Annotated in this window: 19 protein-coding genes; 5 read left to right on the forward strand and 14 right to left on the reverse strand. The window is 54.7% G+C overall.

Features of this window, described 5'->3' with window-relative positions; translation table 11 throughout:
- Positions 1-11 precede the first annotated feature (11 nt).
- On the forward strand, positions 12-743 hold the full coding sequence (locus FN082_RS22525; protein WP_139540240.1) for an arginine ABC transporter substrate-binding protein: 732 nt from the start codon (positions 12-14) through the stop codon (positions 741-743).
- A 207-nt stretch (positions 744-950) separates the two neighbouring features.
- On the opposite strand, the gene FN082_RS22530 is transcribed toward FN082_RS22525, so the two are convergent.
- The 12 genes from FN082_RS22530 to FN082_RS22585 form a co-directional block, all read right to left on the reverse strand.
- Complete coding sequence (locus FN082_RS22530) at positions 951-1,811, reverse strand: BKACE family enzyme (RefSeq protein WP_180349630.1); 861 nt, start codon at positions 1,809-1,811, stop codon at positions 951-953.
- A 17-nt stretch (positions 1,812-1,828) separates the two neighbouring features.
- Complete coding sequence (locus FN082_RS22535) at positions 1,829-3,013, reverse strand: acetyl-CoA C-acetyltransferase (RefSeq protein WP_371336261.1); 1,185 nt, start codon at positions 3,011-3,013, stop codon at positions 1,829-1,831.
- Between the two features lie 196 nt (positions 3,014-3,209).
- A complete protein-coding gene (locus FN082_RS22540; RefSeq protein WP_139540237.1) occupies positions 3,210-4,148 on the reverse strand; it encodes a cyclase family protein in 939 nt (312 codons plus the stop codon).
- 1 nt (position 4,149) lies between these two features.
- Positions 4,150-5,079: a 3-hydroxyacyl-CoA dehydrogenase family protein gene (locus FN082_RS22545; RefSeq protein ID WP_142982398.1), complete on the reverse strand. Its 930-nt coding sequence runs from the start codon at positions 5,077-5,079 to the stop codon at positions 4,150-4,152.
- A gap of 10 nt (positions 5,080-5,089) precedes the next feature.
- Positions 5,090-5,878, reverse strand: coding sequence for an SDR family NAD(P)-dependent oxidoreductase (locus tag FN082_RS22550; protein ID WP_142982399.1), 789 nt, complete (start codon positions 5,876-5,878; stop codon positions 5,090-5,092).
- A gap of 16 nt (positions 5,879-5,894) precedes the next feature.
- Positions 5,895-6,236, reverse strand: coding sequence for a cupin domain-containing protein (locus tag FN082_RS22555; RefSeq protein ID WP_139540232.1), 342 nt, complete (start codon positions 6,234-6,236; stop codon positions 5,895-5,897).
- A gap of 15 nt (positions 6,237-6,251) precedes the next feature.
- On the reverse strand, positions 6,252-6,908 hold the full coding sequence (locus FN082_RS22560; protein WP_139540230.1) for a 3-oxoacid CoA-transferase subunit B: 657 nt from the start codon (positions 6,906-6,908) through the stop codon (positions 6,252-6,254).
- A complete protein-coding gene (locus FN082_RS22565; protein WP_328592125.1) occupies positions 6,901-7,566 on the reverse strand; it encodes a 3-oxoacid CoA-transferase subunit A in 666 nt (221 codons plus the stop codon). Before FN082_RS22565 ends, FN082_RS22560 begins: the two co-directional genes overlap by 8 nt.
- Before the next feature lie 38 nt (positions 7,567-7,604).
- The gene (locus FN082_RS22570; RefSeq protein WP_139540226.1) at positions 7,605-8,915 is read right to left on the reverse strand and encodes an MFS transporter; all 1,311 of its coding nucleotides are present in this window, start codon (positions 8,913-8,915) and stop codon (positions 7,605-7,607) included.
- Positions 8,916-9,120: 205 nt separating this feature from the next.
- Positions 9,121-10,041, reverse strand: coding sequence for a LysR family transcriptional regulator (locus FN082_RS22575; RefSeq protein WP_180349629.1), 921 nt, complete (start codon positions 10,039-10,041; stop codon positions 9,121-9,123).
- A 178-nt stretch (positions 10,042-10,219) separates the two neighbouring features.
- Positions 10,220-10,903, reverse strand: coding sequence for a Crp/Fnr family transcriptional regulator (locus FN082_RS22580; RefSeq protein ID WP_139540223.1), 684 nt, complete (start codon positions 10,901-10,903; stop codon positions 10,220-10,222).
- 164 nt (positions 10,904-11,067) lie between these two features.
- Positions 11,068-12,027: a SphA family protein gene (locus FN082_RS22585; protein WP_139540222.1), complete on the reverse strand. Its 960-nt coding sequence runs from the start codon at positions 12,025-12,027 to the stop codon at positions 11,068-11,070.
- A gap of 580 nt (positions 12,028-12,607) precedes the next feature.
- Between FN082_RS22585 and FN082_RS22590 the strand changes: the two genes are divergently transcribed.
- On the forward strand, positions 12,608-14,161 hold the full coding sequence (locus FN082_RS22590) for a peptide MFS transporter (protein WP_142462042.1): 1,554 nt from the start codon (positions 12,608-12,610) through the stop codon (positions 14,159-14,161).
- A 40-nt stretch (positions 14,162-14,201) separates the two neighbouring features.
- On the opposite strand, the gene FN082_RS22595 is transcribed toward FN082_RS22590, so the two are convergent.
- Positions 14,202-14,981, reverse strand: coding sequence for an acetoin reductase (locus tag FN082_RS22595; RefSeq protein WP_139540219.1), 780 nt, complete (start codon positions 14,979-14,981; stop codon positions 14,202-14,204).
- 164 nt (positions 14,982-15,145) lie between these two features.
- Here FN082_RS22595 and FN082_RS22600 point away from each other — a divergent pair, with 164 nt between their 5' ends.
- From FN082_RS22600 to FN082_RS22610, 3 genes are all read left to right on the forward strand, one after another.
- Positions 15,146-17,857: a LuxR C-terminal-related transcriptional regulator gene (locus FN082_RS22600; RefSeq protein ID WP_142982400.1), complete on the forward strand. Its 2,712-nt coding sequence runs from the start codon at positions 15,146-15,148 to the stop codon at positions 17,855-17,857.
- A gap of 76 nt (positions 17,858-17,933) precedes the next feature.
- Entirely contained in the window at positions 17,934-18,164 is a 231-nt protein-coding gene (yjdI, locus tag FN082_RS22605; RefSeq protein ID WP_139540215.1) for a 4Fe-4S mono-cluster protein YjdI, read from the forward strand.
- An 11-nt stretch (positions 18,165-18,175) separates the two neighbouring features.
- Complete coding sequence (locus FN082_RS22610) at positions 18,176-18,448, forward strand: GNAT family N-acetyltransferase (protein WP_110276387.1); 273 nt, start codon at positions 18,176-18,178, stop codon at positions 18,446-18,448.
- Between the two features lie 44 nt (positions 18,449-18,492).
- Here the strand turns inward: FN082_RS22610 and FN082_RS22615 are convergent, their stop codons facing one another.
- A complete protein-coding gene (locus tag FN082_RS22615) occupies positions 18,493-19,929 on the reverse strand; it encodes an EAL domain-containing protein (RefSeq protein ID WP_142982416.1) in 1,437 nt (478 codons plus the stop codon).
- Positions 19,930-19,939: the final 10 nt, after the last annotated feature.

A 19,939-nucleotide genomic window follows, 5' to 3' on the forward strand; every position in this document is an offset into this window, starting at 1 on the left:
GGAGCATTAACATGAAAGGTACTTATCTCGCTCTTGCGCTCGGTTTATTTTCTTGTTCGGCGCTGGCGGCTGAACGGGTGATTCATTTTGGTACCAGCGCGACCTATCCGCCGTTTGAGTTTGTCGACGGTAATAACCAGGTCGCTGGTTTTGATATCGATATTGCTAAAGCGGTGTGTAAGGAGCTACAGGCGACCTGCAACTTCACCAATCAGAGTTTTGATAGCCTGATCCCGGCGCTGCGTTTTAAGAAAATGGATGCGGTGATTGCCGGTATGGACATCACGCCGCTGCGTGAAAAGCAGGTCGATTTTACGACGCCGTACTTCAACGAATTGTCGGCGGTCGCGGTGGTACGCAAAGATACCTTCCACACCTTTGCTGATTTGAAAGGCAAAAAGCTTGGCCTGGAGAACGGGACTTCACATCAGCGCTATCTCCAGGATCGCCATGGCGAGATTGAATCTCAAGCCTATGATAGCTATATGAATGCGCTAATCGACCTGCGCAACGGGCGGCTGGACGGGGTGTTTGGTGACGTGGCGGCGATGAAAAACTGGCTGAAGGAGAACCCGGATTTCGTCATTATGGATGAGCACGCCACCGATCCAGAATACTACGGCAAAGGGTTGGGCATTGCGCTGCGTAAAGGGAATCCGCTGCTGGCGGAGATCAACCAGGCGCTGGAGAAGGTGATGGCTTCTCCTGAATATAGCGAAATTAAAGATCGCTGGATTAAATAATCGCCCATCATCATGCGCCAGCCCCAACGGCTGGCGCATCGCCCACATTGGCTAGTGCTGCGCCAGTATCGTTTCTACGCTCGCTTTTGTATCTGGCTGTTTCTGGGAAATCGAAATTTTCAAAGGTGGTTCCCGTTTATATGCCGATCGGATGCGATCGCCCGTGCACAAAGAGAGGCGATCGGCGTTTTGTCATAAGGCGTGGAATCAGGCGCTAACCGGCTGCTGACGTATCAGGCCAAGCATGGCGCGGGTCTCATCCGGCGTGGCGATGGTTTTATCCACTTCCGCCGCCAGCCGCTTCACGCGCTCAACGAACCAGGTATTGGACTGCGCCAGTTCACCTTTGCGATAGAGAATATTGTCTTCCATGCCAACCCGAACGTTGCCCCCGAGCGCCAGCGCGGCGAGGACAATCGGCAGGTGACCGCGACCAATGCCCAACGCCGACCAGGTGAAATTATCTCCCAGATGCTGTTTGCAGGTATCGAGTAAGAACATCAGGTTACGCACCTCTGCCGTCATGCCGCCCGGCGCGCCGAGGACGAACTGAAAGTGGGGGTTCTCCTTGATCAGCCCTTTCTTCATGTAGTACAGGACGTTGTAAATCATCCCCGCATCGAAGATTTCAAACTCGGGCTTCACCTGGCATTCGCTCATGCTGACGGCGAGCTTTTCCAGAAAGCGCGGGCTATTCTCAAATATTGTTGAGTGGGCCCAGTTCATGGTTCCGGCGTCAAAGGAGGCCATTTCGGGCCGCAATAGCTGAAACGGTTTCATGCGAATCTCATCGTTCAGACCAAGGCCGCCGGAGGTCGTCAGGTTAATAACAATATCGCAGCGTGCGCGCACCAGGCGCACGGTTTCGGCAAACTGATCAAAATCCATCGAGGCTTTGCTTTCATCATCACGCACGTGAATGTGGGCAATGGAGGCTCCGGCCTCGCAGCAGCGGACGATTTCATCGGCCTGATCCTGCGGGGTGAGCGGAATATACGGGGTGTCGCTCTTCTGCGGCCAGGCTCCGGTACAGGCGACGGTCAGGATAACGCGGTTTTCTACTGACATAATTAACTCCTTGATCTTTATTCTTTTTCAACCACCATGGCCAACCCCATCCCACCTCCGATGCACAGCGTAGCGAGGCCATAACGCGCATGGCGGCGCTGCATCTCATGAACCAGCGAGACCAGAATGCGAGCGCCGGAAGCGCCGATCGGGTGACCCAGGGCGATTGCGCCGCCGTTGACGTTAGTTTTCTGTGGGTCAAGCCCCAGTCCTTTCATGACGCTCAGGCACTGGGAGGCGAAAGCTTCGTTGGCCTCGATGACGTCGAGGTCACTCACCTGTAAACCCGCGCGCGATAAGGCCCTGCGCGTTGCGGGTACCGGCCCGTAGCCCATAATATTGGGATCGACGCCGCCGCTGCCCCAGGCACGGATCGTCGCCAGCGGCTGAAGCTGGAGGGCGGCGGCTTTTTCACGGCTCATCAGGACCAGCGCGGCTGCGCCGTCGTTAATGCCGGAAGCGTTGCCCGCAGTCACCACGCCGTCTGGCCGAAATGCCGGACGCAGCCGGGCGAGGGTTTCACGCGTGGTGCCGTGGCGGGGGAATTCATCGGCTTTGACGTAACGCTCTTCTTTGCGCGTGACGATTTTTATCGGCACAATTTCGTTGTCGAAACGGCCGTTTTTCTGCGCCCATTCGGTGCGTTGCTGGCTTTCCGCCGCATAGGCGTCCAGCTCTTCCCGAGTGAGCTGGTATTTTTGCGCCAGGTTTTCGGCGGTGATCCCCATATGCTCGCCGGAAAAGGCGTCGGTCAGGCCGTCGCTAATCAGGCTGTCAATCAGCGCGCTGTCGCCCATGCGCTGTCCCCAGCGGGCGGCGGCGGATAAATACATGGCGTTGCTCATGCTTTCCGTCCCGCCTGCTACCACGATTTCCGCGTCGCCCAGCGCAATGGCCTGCGCGCCGAGAATGGTTGCTTTTAGCCCGGAACCGCATACTTTACTGACGTTAAAGGCGCTTTTTTCCACCGGGATCCCGGCGGCAATCGCTACCTGACGGGCGACGTTCTGACCCAGCCCGGCCCCCAGTACGTTGCCCATGATCACTTCGTCAACATCGTCCGGTTTGATAGCGGCGCGAGCGACAGCGGCGGTGATGGCATGTTCACCCAGTTGGATAGCCGAGAGATCCTTGAGCGCGCCGCCAAAGCAGCCGATGGGCGTACGGGCGGCGCTGACAATGACAACATCTTTTATACTCATATATTTGCTCCTCCGATACAGAGCGGCATTGATATTTAATAATGTAAGAATATGGCTATAACGTTATTCTGGCGTGAGGTCGCCATACGCCCGGAATAATAGAAAACATTATTTCGGGCGCAGGTCGCCTTCCGCTAAATAGCGAGTTAATCCGCTGCGTTATTGATATTTGTTAGTTCAGGAATTTATTATTTAATTAAATACAGCCCCCGTAGCTATAACTTCTTTCCGGAACATCATTCATCTCATCTTCATCGATTTCCGCCACGCAGCGCACCATCGAGCCATCGCCTAAATACCAGCGCAGCGGGAAACAGAAGAAACGAAAGCGCTTACCGGAAACCTTGTCCAGATTGCCGCCGAGGTTCTCAACGCCGACAATACCGTGGCCGAGCATCTGTTTATGGCAGGGTTCCCAGGTACCCCAGCAGCCGATAGCCTCCAGGTCACCGAATTTTTCATCATAGGCGGCCTGGCCGTGGAGTTTGATATACAACTCTTTATCAAATTCTGCGTAGGCTTCTTCACCGAACTGTTCAGTATATTCTTCGGTAAGCGGACGCCCGGATGCGCCGAGTAAATTCATACGCGTGGCGCCGTTATTTCCCATCGCGGTATGTAACGGGTGGTCTAATGCCTGCATATCCATGGCGACGCATTTAACTTTATTTTTGACAAACCACTTTCCGGCTTCCACGCCGGTACCGCAGGAGTAGTGATAATATTCTTTTGAGTCATCAAATTTACGGTGCATGCCGGTATTCAGGCATACCACCATTCCGTTTAATTCTTCTGGTTTAATATTTGCCCGACGGCAGGCATCTTCCAGATGGTGCGGCTGAATTAATTCCCAGCGCCCGATGTTAATTTCCAGACACACCGCCTCGCCGGTATAAGCATCGACCGGCATTTCATGTGTGTAGCGTGCTCTTTTTCCGTCGAACTCTATTTCCATCACGTGGCGCGGGGCGTCGCAGTGGGTGCCGGTATGCATGGTGCAGGAAATACGCTGCGTTAACACGCCGCCTTTTGCCATGGTATGCGCGCTGTCGATCAATGGTTTATCGAAGTAGGGCCAGCGCGGCGTGTCGGCGCTAAACGGATGCGTTAAATCGACAAAAACTTTCTTACCCATGTTATGACTCCTCAGGTTGCTGAGTGACGCACTGCAGATAGCTCAGCAGGCGTTCACGGCTTGCGTTAATGGATGTGTCGTCCCAGGTCTGAAATCCGCCGCCGGACTTAAAGCCCAGCTTGCCTTCGCTCACCAACTGACGCAGCAGGGGGGAAGGGGTGGTTGCGTTATTCAGATGGGGAAAAATATATTCATGAATCGCCAGGGTCAGGTCGGTCCCCACCATATCGGCGTTTTCCAGCGGACCGAGGGTTGGCAGCCGGATACCGAAGCCATAGCGGATACCTTCATCCACGGTGCGTGCGTCGGCGATCCCCTGTTCCACAAGGTAAATCGCTTCACGCCACAAGGCATGCTGCAGGCGGTTAACCAGAAACCCCGGCACATCTTTATTCACCCGCACCGGGCGCTTTCCTGCCCAGGCGAGAATGTCGAATGTGCGTTCAAATAGCGTGTCATCGGTCCAGCGCGTGCGAATCACCTCCACTAGCGGGATCAGGAAGGCCGGATTCCAGAAATGGGTGCCCAACACGCGCTGTTTATGGAGCACATCGCGGGCGATCTCACTAATGCTGATGACCGACGTATTGGAGGCAAGAATGGTTTCTGGCGGACAGAGCGCGTCCAGCTCGCGAAACAGTTGCTGCTTGAGGGCCAGCTGTTCAGGCACGCATTCGAAAACGATTTGCGCCCCCTTAACGCTCTCCGTCAGCTGGTCGCAAAAAACAACGCGGCTAACCACCTCTTCGATGGTGGCGTCGTTCGCCTGCATTCGTTGCAGGTTGCTGCGGATGGTCTCCGGCGCAGTCCAGGCGTCGGCGTCGATATCATAAATCGTCACCTCCACGCCGCGGGCGGCGAAGATCTGCGCGATACCGCTGCCCATCAGGCCGCCGCCGAGCACCGTGACCCGTGTAAGCGGATTGTTCATAGCCATCTCCTTAGCCCGCCGTGCAGCCGCCGTCGATGTAAATAACCTGGCCGGTAATAAAACTAGCGGCAGGGGAGCAGAGGTAAACGACGCTGCCGACCATATCTTCTACTTCGGCGGCCCGGCCCATCGGGATGCGATCGAGGAAGATCTTTTTCAGTTTTTCGTCTTCCAGCACTTCCTGGGTCAGCGGCGTCCAGAAGATGGTCGGCGCGACGGCGTTAACGTTGATATTGTATTTCGCCCATTCGGTGGCTAGCTGTTTGGTTAATAAGTTGATAGCCCCTTTCGAGGTACCGTAAGCCGCGTAGCCGCCGGGATGACCGGCAAAAGCGCGCACCGATGAGGTATTGACGATTTTCCCGAAGCCCTGACGGATAAATAGTTCGCCAAACACTTTGCAGGGAATAAAGGTGCCGGTGATGTTGATATCCATGACTTTGCGGAAATCGTTAACGTCAAAGGCTTCTGCCGGGTGGCGAATAGCAATGCCGGCAATATTGATCAGGAAGTCGACTTTTCCCCAGGCGGCAACCACCTTATCAGCGAGGGCTTTAACCGCCGCTTCGTCGGTCATGTCTCCGGCGATAGCGAGGGCTTCGCCGCCCGCTTCCTGCACCTGCTGAACGGTTTTTTGCAGGGTGGCGATGGTGCGACCGGTCACCGCAACTTTGACGCCGTAGTTTGCCAGGCCGCGGGCCACGCCTTCACCGAGCGCGCCTGCGCCGCCGGTGATAACCGCAACTTTGCCTTCAAGGTTGAACAGCGCTTTGACTTTGCTATCCCATGTTGTGTCCATAATGATCCCTTACTGGTTACGCATTGCTGGCGATGACCAGCATGCTGGTCGGATAATTGGTGTGGTTAATCACTTCGCGCCCCTCAAACGGCGCGAGAAAAACGGCTTCCCCTTTACTGACCACGCGGGTTTCTTCTTTGGTGCGGATGGTGATGGCGCCGTCCAGTACCAGGTAGAGCTTTTCCGTCGGCGAATCGTCGTAGGCCCATTCGGCGCCGCCGCCGGGTAAGAAATGTGAAAGCCCGCACCAGAATTGCTGCGCGTTGCATAACGCGCCGTCGCAAAGCTTTAGCGCCACCATGGCGTGGTGCAGCGGTGGGTTGTAGGGTTTGGCTTCACTAATCGGTATCACTTTCATTGGCTGCGTCCTTTTCTAGGAAAACTGAATTAATGATTCAGAGATGCGTAACGGTGCGGCAGTTTGGGCAATGACTTCATCGACGCTGGTATCTACGGCGATTTCGCGCAGAATCAGGCCGTCGTTGACTTCAATGACCGCTTTTTCCGTCACGATCAGATTGACCTGGCCGACGGCGGTCAGCGGAAGCTGGCAGCGAGACAAAATTTTTGACTGGCCTTTTTTATCGCAGTGTTCCATGGCGATGATCACGCGGCGGGCACCGTTCACCAGGTCCATAGCGCCTCCCATTCCGGGGACCATTTTGCCGGGGATGATCCAGTTGGCGAGATTGCCTTCCTGATCCACCTCCAGCGCTCCCAGGACGGTAACGTCGACATGGCCGCCGCGGATGATGGCGAACGACAGGGCGCTATCGAAGAACGCCGCACCGGGTACGGCGGTGACCGGCTGACCGCCGGCGTTGGTTAAATCGGCGTCGATACTGTCGTTATCCGGCATGGGGCCGAGCCCTACCAGACCATTTTCGGACTGGAAGATGACGCCCAGATCGTCGGCGACGTAGTTGGCGACCTGCGTCGGCAGGCCAATCCCCAGGTTCACCAGATCCCCTTTGTGAAGCTCTTGCGCAACCCGGCGCGCGATGCGTTCTCTTACGGCATTTTTATCCATGACGCTCTTCCCCCTTCACCAGGTAGTCGATAAAGATGCCGGGCGTGTTGTAACGGTCGGCGGCGGTGCAGTCCATCGGCACAATCGATTCGCACTCGGCGATCGTCAGGCGCGCGGCGGTAGCCATCACTGGGTTAAAGTTTTTGGTGGTTTTGTTGAACATCGCATTACCGGCGGTATCGGCAACGGAGCAGTGGATCAGGGCGATATCGGCCTGCAAGGGCTGTTCCAGCAGCCAGGGTTGGCCGTCAATAATGACCTGCTGTTTGCCGTCCTCCACGACCGTGCCCAGCCCGGTCCGGGTCAGTACGCCTCCCAGTCCGGCACCGCCAGCGCGAATACGCTCAACCAGCGTTCCCTGGGGAACCAGCTCCGCTTCAAGCTCGCCGCAGGACATCTGTCGTCCGGTCTCTGGATTCAGGCCTATATGAGAGGCGATAATCTTGCGAACCTGTTTATTGACCACCAGCTTGCCGATACCCCGATCGATAAAACCGGTGTCATTGGCGATAATCGTTAAATTACCCACTCCTCTTTCTACCAGCGCATCAATAATTTTTTCCGGCGTGCCGACCGCCATAAATCCGCCAATCATAATGGTCATTCCTTCTTCCACCATGGCGGCAGCGCGTTGCGGTGAAATAATCTCTTTTTCCAGCATGGTATGACTTCCTGAATAAGTAATATTAATTCTCGTTAAGCGGCGACAACTGAATCTGTTTTGCCTTTGCATTTATCGTTAATCATGAAAATTAGCAGGGCCGCAATAATATCCAGCGCGATAAATGAAATATAAGCTGCATCGTAATCGCCGGTATATTTCAAGCTGACGGCAACAACCGCAAAACAGCTGACCCGGAATAAACAGGCAATGGTTGAAACCAGACGGTTGGCGGCGGAGAAGTCATAGCGGCCATAGACGGTACCGACCATCGATGTACAAAGCTCTTTGATACCGGCGATGCTGGCGCCCACCATTAATAGGGTGAAGTAGGTGAAGTAGTCGTTACCACGAACCAGCAGGCAGGCGTGGGTCACAGCAAAGAAAAAGGCGTAAGCGATGCTGGCTTTTCGGGTGCCAACTTTCACATCCACCCAGCCCCAGAAGTAGCTGAAAATGGCGCAAATCAGGGCGGCGGAGGTAAACATCCACACGGCGGTTTCTTTATCATAGCCAACCGAAATCAGCCGTGGGATCAGTTGGCTGACGACGCCAATATCCACCAGCCACAGCAGGCCGAAGCCAACGGAAATCAGCCACATTTCGCGGTCGCGGAACAGAACGCGGTAGGTAAAGGGGCTCTGGTAGTCGGTCTGCGCCGCCAGGTTCGCCGCCTGCTGTTCACGGGAAATCGGCTCGTTGTCCGGGTACAAACCCAGCTCTTCCGGGGTATTACGGATCCAGAATATAGAGATGATGCCGAGGGTGATTAAGGTCCCGCCGACGACGGCATAAGCGCCGGGTACGCCGAAGCGGTCAAAGAGGAAGAACATAATGGGGATAAGCGTCGCGGTACAGAATGACATCCCCATGGTTGCCCAGCCGAGAGCCAGGCCTTTTTTCCTTGGAAACCAGCTATTAAGTAGGGTGGCGGGAACGTTGAAACAGCACCCGGTGGCCAGCAGGTTCATCAACGCCAGGCCAATAGCGTATTCGGCGTAGGAAGTGACGCGACCGAACCAGATCATCGTCAATCCCAGCGCCAGCAGGCCAACAATGGCGACGATTTTCGCTCCTCTGCGTTTGATCATTTCCGCGATTAGCAGCGCGCCGATAACGCCAATCCAGCCGGCGGGCGTCGAAAAAGAGAGAAGCGTGGCGAAGTCCCAGCCGTGAAGATCGACAAAGCTTTGAACGATAACGTTCAGGCCGTCAGCAGTCCAGGCGGCGAAGTTGTAGTACATCAGCATACTGAAGCCAACCATGCTCCAGCCCCAGCCGCCGAAATTACTTCGGGTACTGGAATGATTTGCCGTTTTATCGGCAATGTTATTTGTATTTTGCATAATTCTCACCCAGTTAATAAATTTAATTACCCCCTTATCACCAGATTTTTAATAATAAGGGGCGATGCTTCATAAAACATCTGCGACGGGTAATGTTATTATCGTGAAAACTAACTAACTGAAATAAGATTAACAATACGGTTATAGCGTTTGAAGACTAAAAATAAAAAGTGCGTTTGCAAATATGAAAAGGGGATGACGTTTTTTAATAGCTCTCAGTATGAATTTTATGAAAAGTGGCAGCGTGTTGCTCAATCAGAAAATGTTTAAAAGAAGATACGCATTCGGTTATCTGACTACGGGCAGGGTAATAGAGATTTAACAGCCATTTTGATGTTTTCATCTCTTTAAACAGGCAGGTTAGTTTCTCATTGTGAATATCATGCTGGACAACATACTCCGGCAGATAAGCAATTCCGGCTCCTGAAAGTACCGATTTTCGTAAGAGAGTGCTGTCACAGACCTCAAGAGATTTGGGAATTTTGAAAAAATGTCGTTCGTTATTGATCTCGTAGGCCCAGTCATTACTGCCGGTTAGCGAACTGGCGAACAGACAGCGATGATGGACCAGCTCAGACGGATGCTGCGGCGTACCGTTCATCAGCAAGTACTGCGGTGAGGCGACGGTAACGAACGGTTCTGCGATCAGATTGCGCTTCACCAGCGGCAGTTCCTGATCTTGCTGGTGGCTTAAGGCATTAACGGCGCCGATGATGATATCGTAATCTTTCCAGCTCTGAATACCGAAGGCTGATATGTTCACGGCGATATTCACCTGGCGGTTACCGGCCAGATAGTTGGCGACGATAGGCATCAGATATTGTTCGGCATACACCGGAGTACAGCAGATGCGAATCGTTCCCCGACGCTGGGTGGAGAAATGGGTCAGCTCATTTTTTAGCTGGCCGACCTTCTCACCGATTAAACAGAAATTGCGATACAGATAATCACCGGCATCGGTCAGCGGCATGGCTTTATTGTTGCGCCGATAAAGAGGACAGCCGATCTCCTTTTCCAGGTCAGATAGCCATCGTGAACCGGAAGAGATGGATATGCCCATGCGTTCTGCTGCAGATGAAATGGAACCGGTGGTGACCAGATTTACGAAGAACATCATTCTGGTCATAATATGCGGGTCTGAAAGGGGGATATCCTGAGACCGTAAGGGGATTGACTCCTCGTAACGATAATCTTCACAGTACATGGTCGTTGTCTCGCTTCAGATTTGCCAGGATTTATCCTGACAGGTAATCCGATGAACAAATGGAAAGAATTCACATTTGCCGCGCGCCATAGTTCACAATTCACACAATCTCACGGCTGGCGACCTGCCGTAGCCCATCAAGATCGAGCACTTCGATATTACCGTAGTTGAGCGTGACCATCTGGCGGTCGGCGAAATGTCTGAGCGTCTTGGCAACAAAGGGGCGCGAGAGGCGCAGGCACTCGGCCATGAACTGCATTGTGAAGGGAATGTGGCGTTCGCGACGCGGGCCTTTTTGCCCCTCTTCACAATCCACCAGAAAAGCCGCCACGCAGGCCTCTCTGGAAGCCACTTTATGGGTGTACAGCACCCGGTCCAGATCGTTAAGTCGTTCAGTGAGCGAATCAATCACCTGCATCTTGAATTCATCAAACTGTGCCAACAGCTGCGTCGCGCTGGCACGGGGGAGAATAAGGAGTTCCACGTCGGTCATGGCGATGAAGTTGCGGTCTAACGGGGCGTGCTTCCAGATAAAGTTGAACAGGATCATGCGCCCGACCGGAACGTGAGTGAGCAGCGTCTGGTTACCATTGGCATGATGAACGTTGGCGAACAGGTGGCCCTTCAGCGTCCAGGCAATCACCTCAACTTCGGCTCCCTGATGAAATACTATGCTGCCGGCTTTTTCGCTGCGAATACGCGACTGGCGTAGTAAAGCCTGCTGGAGCGCCTGAGGGAATGCGTTCCAGCCGGGGATCATCATGATGGCTTCTTCGGCGAGCATAAACGCTCCTGTCTGGGAGGGGGGAGGCGCTATTGTCGGCAAACGGGGCGTGGTTTTTAAGCCGGGAGTTTACAAGATGTGATAGTTATCAAAGAGAACCCTCAGGAGCCGGGCATTCTCTCTCTTCCTGCTCCTGAGGCCTGATGTATTACAACAGCGTTCTATTATTGCAGCGGCATTGACACACCAAGATGGAAAAAGGTCATCCCGGCGTCGTTTTCGCTGTGCAAATTGATCAGTACTCTGCCCGTGACGGTTACGCCGCTAAAATTGTAGCTCAGCATTGGACCGGCTTTGATGTGCTCGACGCGCTTGCCGGTAGAGTAAATGCCCTCTACGCCCTGCACCGTTCTGCCGTTGACCTTGTCATCGGTTATCTGCTTCGTCCAGTTGCCGATGAGCCCCGCAGTGAGGTTATTACCGATGCGGTGGGTGGCGGTAACGTCCAGGTACCAGGTGCTGCCGGAGCGGTAGTCGGTTTCGGTGTTTTTGGTGTTGAAGTCAAAAATATTATTCAACGTAATGCCCCAATCGTCGGTCAGGTAGCTGATGGCGATATTGGGTTCAAATGACCAGTAATCCCAGGAAACATTATCTCCGGAGACCTCTTTTTTGCCGGTTGTCGCGTTGCGGGTATAGGCCGTTTTGCCATCCGGTAAATAGATAGCTAACCCGGCGCCGAGGTGGAAATTGTTGTGTAAATCCCAGGATAGCGCGAGGGGTGTAATGCTGGTCCCCAGCAGGCCGCTGGTGTGATCGGTGGTGTGTTGGCCGGTATTTTTCACTTGAATAAACTTATAGGGTTGTACCACCATCGCCGCATAGCGGGCGCCGAGAAATTCCCAGCCCGGAACCCAGGTGGCGGCCATAGCCAGCCCGACGTTAGAGAGCTTATTTTTCCCTCCGGCGATTTTCGCCGTATCACCGCTACCGTTTCGCACAACGCCGGTTTCATAGGTGGATGTCATTGACACATACAACCCGTTGGGTGGAAGCGCGCCGGTATGAGTACCGGTAGTGGCGCCAGGCTGTAACGGCGTCAGTCCTTCGGCAGCAAGAAGTGGGTAAGAAACGGCCAGAGAAGAGGTAACAACAAGGATAAGCGGAAGCGTTCTGATTTTCATTGTTAATCGTCCATTTTATGACCAGCACTGGCGCGATTAAAAGCAAAAACAGGGCTATCTGGAATAGCATAAATAAGAATGTCTTTTCGGAATATGCAAAGGCCTTTTTTTAGTAATCCAATCTCCTGATCCTCCAGGCAGCTGATGCCAGATTACCGATGCTTTCTGATCACGATTCATTCACAACTATAATTGTTAATTTTATCGGCCTTTCCTGCCATTGTTGTCATCAGACATGTATTTCTTGTGGTTATTGATGTGGCGCTGAGCCCTCTTATCTGTGCGGATGAACATAAAAACAGATACTATTAATTATTTGTTTTTTAATGAATATTTCATCTTTTATGATGTGTTTTATGATGTCAATCACATTTCCACTCCAGCCAACTTTAAATCTGGAAAAGTAGACGTTTGTCGACTTTTCATCTAAAAAGTTGGGGTAAGGGACTAGACAGGACCATTATTGGGTTATCAAATGGTTAAACAACGTCACATTAAATGTGAATGATTGGCTTTGTGTATAAAAGGCCAACACGCTTCCCGCAGTTTTAAAACGCTGCGGACATCTTTGGGAGAAGTTATGCATTCCTCTGTTAATAAAAATGAAAGTCGGACCTTTTTTGGTCATCCTTACCCGCTCGGTTCGCTGTTTTTCACCGAAATGTGGGAACGGTTCTCGTTTTACGGTATTCGTCCGCTACTGATCCTGTTTATGGCGGCCACCGTTTATGACGGCGGGATGGGGCTGGCGCGTGAAAACGCCTCGGCGATAGTCGGCATCTTTGCCGGGACGATGTATCTTGCCGCGCTGCCGGGCGGCTGGCTGGCGGATAACTGGCTTGGTCAACAAAAGGCAGTCTGGTACGGCTCGATTCTGATCGCCCTGGGCCATCTCTCCATCGCGCTGTCGGCGGTGATGGGCGATAGCCTGTTCTTTATCGGCCTGATGTTTATCGTGCTCGGTTCCGGCCTGTTCAAAACCTGTATTTCGGTGATGGTCGGCACGCTGTACAAGAAAGGCGATGCGCGCCGTGATGGCGGCTTCTCGCTGTTCTATATGGGCATCAATATGGGCTCGTTTATCGCGCCGCTGATCTCCGGCTGGTTGATTAAATCTCACGGCTGGCACTGGGGCTTTGGTATCGGTGGTATCGGGATGCTGGTCGCGCTGATTATCTTCCGCGTCTTTGCCGTCCCGGCGATGAAACGCTATGACAGTGAAGTCGGCCTGGATTCAACCTGGAACAGTCCGGTGGTGAAAAGAAACGGCGTCGGCGCCTGGCTGCTGGCGCTGACGGTAGGCGTGGCGGTTATCATCGTGTTGATTGCCCAGGGCGTTATTGTGATTAACCCGGTGGCGGTCGCCAGCGTGCTGGTCTACGTGATTGCAGCGTCGGTGGTGCTCTATTTTATCTACCTGTTCGCTTTTGCTGGACTAAGCCGCAAAGAGCGCGCCCGCCTGCTGGTGTGCTTTATTCTGCTGATCTCCGCCGCCTTTTTCTGGTCGGCATTTGAGCAGAAACCGACCTCATTCAACCTGTTCGCGAATGACTACACCAACCGCATGATTGGCTCTTTCGAGATCCCGGCAGTGTGGTTCCAGTCAATCAACGCCCTGTTTATCATCCTGCTGGCACCGGTATTTAGCTGGGCGTGGCCAGCGCTGGCGCGTAAAAACGTGCGTCCGAGCAGCATCACCAAGTTTGTTATCGGTATTCTGTGCGCGGCGGCGGGCTTTGGCCTGATGATGCTGGCGGCGCAAAACGTGCTGAGCAACGGCGGCGCGGGCGTATCGCCGATGTGGCTGGTTGGCAGTATCCTGATGCTGACGCTGGGCGAACTGTGCCTTAGCCCGATTGGTCTGGCGACCATGACGCTGCTGGCGCCGGAAAGAATGCGCGGCCAGATGATGGGGCTGTGGTTCTGCGCCAGCGCCCTGGGGAACCTGGCGGCGGGCCTGATTGGCGGTCATGTGAAGGCCGATCAGTTGGATATGCTGCCTGACCTCTTCGCACGCTGCTCTATTGCGCTACTGATCTGCGCTGCCGTGCTGTGCGTGCTGATTGTCCCGGTTCGCCGGATGCTGGAAAATACTCAAAGCAAAAAGCCACAGGAACCGACGGCTAACGCCTAATTCCTCATAAACCCGGCGCGTTCTGCGCCGGGTTTAATCCCTAGCGGTAAACAATACCACCATCGATCAGTATCGACTGACCGGTTACGTAATCGGAGTCCGGGCCTGCCAGATAAGAGACCAGGCTTGCCACATCGTCCGGCGTTTCAGCACGACCCAACGCGATACCTTCCACATACTTTTTATAAGTTTCACCAACCGGCGCGCCGGTAATTTCTGCGAAGCGCTTATCGATTTCGGTCCACATACCGGTACCCACAATCCCCGGGCAGTAGGCGTTAACCGTAATGCCGCGGCTGGCGTACTCTTTTGCCGCCGCCTGAGTCAGAGCGCGTACGGCAAATTTAGTGGCGGAGTAAATTCCCAGCAGCGCAAAACCATCATGACCAGCGATAGAGCAAGCGTTGATGATTTTCCCTTTTTGCTGACGGTCGATGAATTTTTTCGCCGCCGCCTGGATACCCCACAGAGTGCCCTGAACGTTGATACGCATAATCCGGTCGACTTCTTCAGGCGTCACATCGGCCAGTGCCTGTACCTGTGCGATCCCGGCGTTATTAACGATAATGTCGAAGCCGCCCAGCTGTTTTTCTGCTTCATCAATAGCGGCGTAAACCTGATCGCGGTCGGCGATATTGGCCACGAAGGTGGCCGCTTTACGACCCAGCGCTTCAACTTCAGCAGCGACGGCGGCAATCCCCTCAGGGTTCACGTCGACCAGCATCAGCGATGCGCCATCTTTGGCCAGACGCAACGCAATACCGCGGCCAATGCCCTGACCGGCGCCGGTCACTAACGCAACTTTATTTTCGATAGCCATATTCTGTACTCACCTTGTACTGATTAATAAACTATGGATGTCCGCGGCTGACGTTGTTTCTGCTGCGGAGAATTGAACTACTCTATCGGGCACGATAAGCGTGGCCTACCCCCCTGATGGGGGGGATAATGGCCGGACGGACTGGACTAAGGGGTAATTGCGGTATGGCTTTCTTATCCTCAGCGGATGATTCACTGGCAGCGTTTGTTCACCAGGAACCTTTTCGCTTCACGCGCACGTTGCCGCTTATCTCTACGCGTTTTACGCCGCCCCGCACGCCGGAAACGCTGCTGTCGCGGGAGCGGTTGCTGCAGCGCCTCGACGCTGCGGTATCCCGCCGCTTAACGCTGGTGTGCGCGCCTGCCGGATTTGGCAAAACGACCCTGCTGGCGCAGTGGTACCGGCACCGTCTTCGACAAGGAGACGCGCTGGCCTGGCTGAGCCTTGATGAGGATGACGGCGCGCCGCTACTGTTTATGCGCTATTTCCAGGAAGCGCTGCGACCGCTATGGCAAGGATGGAGTCCATCGTTTCTGCATCTTCTGCAAGGGGAGCTTCCGGCCGATATCACTCTGTTCTTTGCCGAATTGGTCAATCAGCTTGACCAGTGTCCTCACCCGCTGTACCTGATCCTCGACGACTACCAGTGCATCAGCGACCCGGCGGTTCATCAGGGGATGAGCTGGCTGCTGAACCACGCGCCGCCAGCTCTGCACTTGATTATCGGCAGCCGCAGCCAGCCGCCTTTGGCCCTGAGCCGCCTGCAAATGCAGGATCAACTGCTGGAGGTGTATGACCAGGAACTGCGCTTTAACCCCGGTGAAGCCAGCGCCTATTTCTCTGGCGCTTCGGGGCTGAATCCTCAGGCGATTCCCCGGCTTATTGCGCTTACGGATGGCTGGGTGGCGGGGATGAAAATGGCCGCACTCTCTGCGGAAATACCTACGGCGACGGGGCTCAGCGCCAGCTCGCGGTCAATCTCCCGCTATCTGGATGAAGTGATTTTCGCGCCGCTGCCGCCTGAGGTATTCGACTTTCTTCTGCATACCTCCATGCTTAATCGCCTGCATCCGGCGCTGTGTGACGCGGTCAGCGGCAAAAGTAATGCCAGCGAGATGCTGGGGTGGATAGAGCGGCACAACCTGTTTCTTTCCGTGCTGGATGAAAGCGGCGTCTGGTTTCGCTATCACCCGCTGATGCGCGACGCGTTGCTGCACCGCCTGCGCCACAGCCGCGAGATTGATATTCGCCAACTACATGACCGCGCCAGCGGCTGGTTTGCTTCGCAGCAGCTGTGGGCCGAGGCGATACGCCACGCGCTGGCGGCAGGAAAGTCGGCGGCGAAGGATGCGGAAGCTGGCGCGCAGTCGCTGGCGGAAGAGGGGGATATTGATACCCTGGTGCGCTGGATCCGCTATCTCCCCGCGAATCTGGATCCATCGCGTATTGAGCTACAGCTCAATCTGGCCTGGGCGTTAGCCCACCGCTTCCGCTTTGACGAGGCTCGTCAGCTACTTGATGCCATTGATGCGCAAGCAGTAGCGCATCGCGACGCTCTGGCCCACAGCTCGCGGGTCAAGCTGCGGGTGGTTCGCGCGATCTGTGAAGCTTTTGCCGACAATATTGCGCGCAGTATCGCCATTGTCGAACCGCTTCTGCGCGAGGTGCCCTGCGGCGATATCTGGGTCGATGGTCTGGTTTGCAATATCCTCAGCTACTGCCATCTTGCGGATTCCCGGCCACAGCAGGCGCTGGAGGTCCAGCAGCGGGCGTCAGCGGCCAGCGTTGCCAACCGTAACTTGTTCGTGGAGGTCTATCGGGCGTTTGTGATGGCGCAGAGCTATTTTCGTCAGGGCAATCTTGCCGAAGCGGAGCGCCAGGCAACCCGCGCGCTGCGCTATGCTGAACAGCATACCGGTGAGAACTCCAGCAGCGGAGCAACGCTGGCGCCGATTCTGGCGGAGATTGCCTGGGAGCAGGGCAAGATAGAAAAGGTGCAAAGCTTGCTGGTTCCACGCCTCGAGATGATCGACGATTTTTGTCCGCCGGACGGCCTTAGCCGCTGCTACATCGTGTTGTCCCGTCTGGCCCGTGAGATGGGCCAGGTCGCAGAAGCCGAATCGTTATTGCTTCATGCCGAGGGGCTGGCAGTTCAGCGGGGCTGGCTACGGGCTCAGGCTCCGCTGCTGGCGGAGCGGATCGCCGCTGCGCTTCACGCGGGTGACAAACTGGCCGCCGAGGCGCTGCTGAGCCGCCTGCAGGCTCCTGGCCAAACGGAAGCCGCCGCCGGATATATCGCGCTCAGCCGGAGCCGTATTCTCATGGCGAACGGAGAGCCGCTAACTGCCGCACGGTTGTTAGATAAACTGGCCAGCATCCGTGAAAACAGCGGCGAGTGGCTATTTGCCGCGCGTTTACGGTTGATGCAGGCTGTTGCCTTCTGGCGTGGAGGCTCGCGGGAGCAGGCGATGGATATCTGCCGACCCGCGCTTTCACGCGCGCTGCATCAGGGGCTATGGCGCAGCCTGATGGAGGGGAGGGAAGAGATGGTTTCGCTGCTGTGCGAGATGCTTAAGCACAGCCCGGCGGACGATGCGCTGGCTGCCGATATCTCGACATTGCTGTCGCGCTTTTCCGCCGCCGGAGTGGTTATTGATACGCGACAGCCGCAGCCGCCCGGTCTGCGGCTGACCGAGCGGGAGCAGCAGACCTTGCGTTTGATTGCCGACGGCTATTCCAATAAAGGCGTTGCTCGTGAGCTGGGCATTTCGGCGGAAACCGTCAAATGGCACCTCAAGCAGCTTTATGAAAAGCTGCAGGTTAAGGGCCGTATCCAGGCGGTGAATCAGGCGCGCGAGTGGCACCTGCTGAGCTAGCCCATAGCCAGCATGAGAGTCGAGGGCTATGCTTACAGCTTACAACCATACCAATAAAAATAGCTGAGGCAATGTCATGGATAAGGAACTACTGGAAGCGGGCTATCGCGCCTATACCGGGGAGCAGATTGATGTCTACTTCAATACCGCTCTCTGTCAGCATTCAGGCAACTGCGTGCGCGGTAGTGCGAAGCTTTTCAACCTGAAACGTAAGCCGTGGATCGTCCCGGATGAGGTGGACGTTGCCACAGTGATTAAGGTTATCGATACCTGCCCGAGCGGCGCACTGAAGTATCGCCACAAATAAGTGAGGACATGATGGAAATACTGGAAGGTCATAACAAGTTTTACGTCAATGATGCCGAAGGGAATCAGGTGGCAGAAATCGTTTTTGTACCCACAGGCGAGCATCTCAGCATTATTGAACACACCGACGTGGACCCCAGCCTGAAAGGCCAGGGTGTAGGGAAAAAACTGGTGGCGAAAGTGGTAGAAAAAATGCGCGGCGAGCAGCGTAAAATTATCCCGCTGTGTCCATTTGCCAAACATGAGTTTGATAATACCCGCGAGTACGACGATATTCGCGCCTGAAATCACTGTGCCAGCGTGCTGGCGCAACTATTTTGGGTTCCGTTTCACCCGGCGACAAGGCTAATATCGCGGCCAGACAAGAGCTGGGAAACAAGATCGTCGAGGTTTTCTTGCTCCACCGGCGCGGAGATGAAATAGCCCTGAAACCTGTCGATTCCCAGCGCTTTCAATCTGTTGAATTTATCCAGGCTGTCCACCCCTTCGGCAACGCAGCGGCTGCCGGTCAGCTGGCAATAGTAGAGCAGGCTTTTTATCAGGGCCAGGGCATGAGGATCGCGCTGCATATCGTTCACGATGCTCATATCCAGCTTATAAGCGCTGAACCTGAGCGATCTCACCGGAAACATGACGCTGCTTTGTGAAAAACAGTCATCCAGCATAATGGTAAAGCCTTGCTTGCGCAGGTGGGTGATATTGTCGGCAATGTGACTCTGCTGGTTGATGTCCAGCGTTTCAGCAAATTCCAGTACTAATCTGCGGGACATATGCGGCTGGCGTAGCTGTTGGCGTGCTGTTTCTATCATGCGGGTAAGATTTTCATTGCTGGCGATAGCGGCGGGGATATTCACTGAGAAATAGAATTCTCCTGGATGCTGGTTGATGTTCTGCACCGCTTCCCGCAGCACAAAAGCTGTCAATACCAGCCAGGCGTACTCTGAGCGCACCTGGGGTAAAAAATCGCCGGGAAGCAGGAGCTTCCCGTTTTGCCGCCAGCGAGAGAGGATCTCAATGCCTTTAAGTTGCATCCGGCCATCGGTAATGGGCTGGAAGACAGGGAAAATTTGCCGACAGTGAATGGCATGGACAAATTCGCGTTCGAAAGTGGAAAGCGCTGCATCAGGCGCTTTTTTCTGCCCTTTTGTCTGGCTGCCGGGGAAGCGGGTCGCCAGCTGAGGATGATGTTCCACCATTTTTTTCAGTCCTGCGGTTCGCTGGTTATATAACGTTTTGTTGCTGATACCGCGGCGTTTTGCCTGGGCGTTAACGCTATACCCGCTCAGTAAACCGAGAATGGCATTCAGCTCCGGTCTCGTGAGCCCGCCTGGATTCTTTCCGCCGAGCCGTATTTCTTCGTCTGCTAGCTGTTTAAGCGAGGGATATCTTTGCAGAATATAGTCCTGGAGTACGGCGGTCAGGCTGGGAACAGGAAGATCGGAGGCGGCGGTTCGTACTTCAGAAAGTAGGTGGTGGTCAATAACCTGATGCAGCAGGGTATGCCACAGCCAGCTGGCCGGGCTGCGGCTAAGAATTAACATCGGCAGCGGCGTCGCGGAATGTTCGAGAAACGTAGCGGCCTGCTGCAGGGTGGTGAGCAGCCTGGCCGGGGTTTCTGGCAGAAATACGATGATGCGGCGAATGCTTGTTTCAACAGGAAGCATCGTTACATCAGACGGCAGCACAACGGGCTGCATCCCGCTGGCTATCATCACTTTGACTAACCCATCGGCGACCAGCGAGCAAGGCGAGAGGATATAGTCCATCCCCGGCCTG

The organism is Klebsiella spallanzanii (genome assembly GCF_902158555.1).
In the GTDB taxonomy this organism is placed as follows: domain Bacteria; phylum Pseudomonadota; class Gammaproteobacteria; order Enterobacterales; family Enterobacteriaceae; genus Klebsiella; species Klebsiella spallanzanii.

Excerpts from the sequence above, each read along its gene's own strand:
- FN082_RS22525 (WP_139540240.1), top strand. The coding sequence starts at position 12 with ATGAAAGGTACTTATCTCGCTCTTGCGCTCGGTTTATTTTCTTGTTCG.
- FN082_RS22530 (WP_180349630.1), bottom strand. The coding sequence starts at position 1,811 with ATGTCAGTAGAAAACCGCGTTATCCTGACCGTCGCCTGTACCGGAGCC.
- FN082_RS22535 (WP_371336261.1), bottom strand. The coding sequence starts at position 3,013 with ATGAGTATAAAAGATGTTGTCATTGTCAGCGCCGCCCGTACGCCCATC.
- FN082_RS22540 (WP_139540237.1), bottom strand. The coding sequence starts at position 4,148 with ATGGGTAAGAAAGTTTTTGTCGATTTAACGCATCCGTTTAGCGCCGAC.
- FN082_RS22545 (WP_142982398.1), bottom strand. The coding sequence starts at position 5,079 with ATGAACAATCCGCTTACACGGGTCACGGTGCTCGGCGGCGGCCTGATG.
- FN082_RS22550 (WP_142982399.1), bottom strand. The coding sequence starts at position 5,878 with ATGGACACAACATGGGATAGCAAAGTCAAAGCGCTGTTCAACCTTGAA.
- FN082_RS22555 (WP_139540232.1), bottom strand. The coding sequence starts at position 6,236 with ATGAAAGTGATACCGATTAGTGAAGCCAAACCCTACAACCCACCGCTG.
- FN082_RS22560 (WP_139540230.1), bottom strand. The coding sequence starts at position 6,908 with ATGGATAAAAATGCCGTAAGAGAACGCATCGCGCGCCGGGTTGCGCAA.
- FN082_RS22570 (WP_139540226.1), bottom strand. The coding sequence starts at position 8,915 with ATGCAAAATACAAATAACATTGCCGATAAAACGGCAAATCATTCCAGT.
- FN082_RS22575 (WP_180349629.1), bottom strand. The coding sequence starts at position 10,041 with ATGACCAGAATGATGTTCTTCGTAAATCTGGTCACCACCGGTTCCATT.
- FN082_RS22580 (WP_139540223.1), bottom strand. The coding sequence starts at position 10,903 with ATGCTCGCCGAAGAAGCCATCATGATGATCCCCGGCTGGAACGCATTC.
- FN082_RS22585 (WP_139540222.1), bottom strand. The coding sequence starts at position 12,027 with ATGAAAATCAGAACGCTTCCGCTTATCCTTGTTGTTACCTCTTCTCTG.
- FN082_RS22590 (WP_142462042.1), top strand. The coding sequence starts at position 12,608 with ATGCATTCCTCTGTTAATAAAAATGAAAGTCGGACCTTTTTTGGTCAT.
- FN082_RS22595 (WP_139540219.1), bottom strand. The coding sequence starts at position 14,981 with ATGGCTATCGAAAATAAAGTTGCGTTAGTGACCGGCGCCGGTCAGGGC.
- FN082_RS22600 (WP_142982400.1), top strand. The coding sequence starts at position 15,146 with ATGGCTTTCTTATCCTCAGCGGATGATTCACTGGCAGCGTTTGTTCAC.
- yjdI (WP_139540215.1), top strand. The coding sequence starts at position 17,934 with ATGGATAAGGAACTACTGGAAGCGGGCTATCGCGCCTATACCGGGGAG.
- FN082_RS22610 (WP_110276387.1), top strand. The coding sequence starts at position 18,176 with ATGGAAATACTGGAAGGTCATAACAAGTTTTACGTCAATGATGCCGAA.
- FN082_RS22615 (WP_142982416.1), bottom strand. The coding sequence starts at position 19,929 with ATGGACTATATCCTCTCGCCTTGCTCGCTGGTCGCCGATGGGTTAGTC.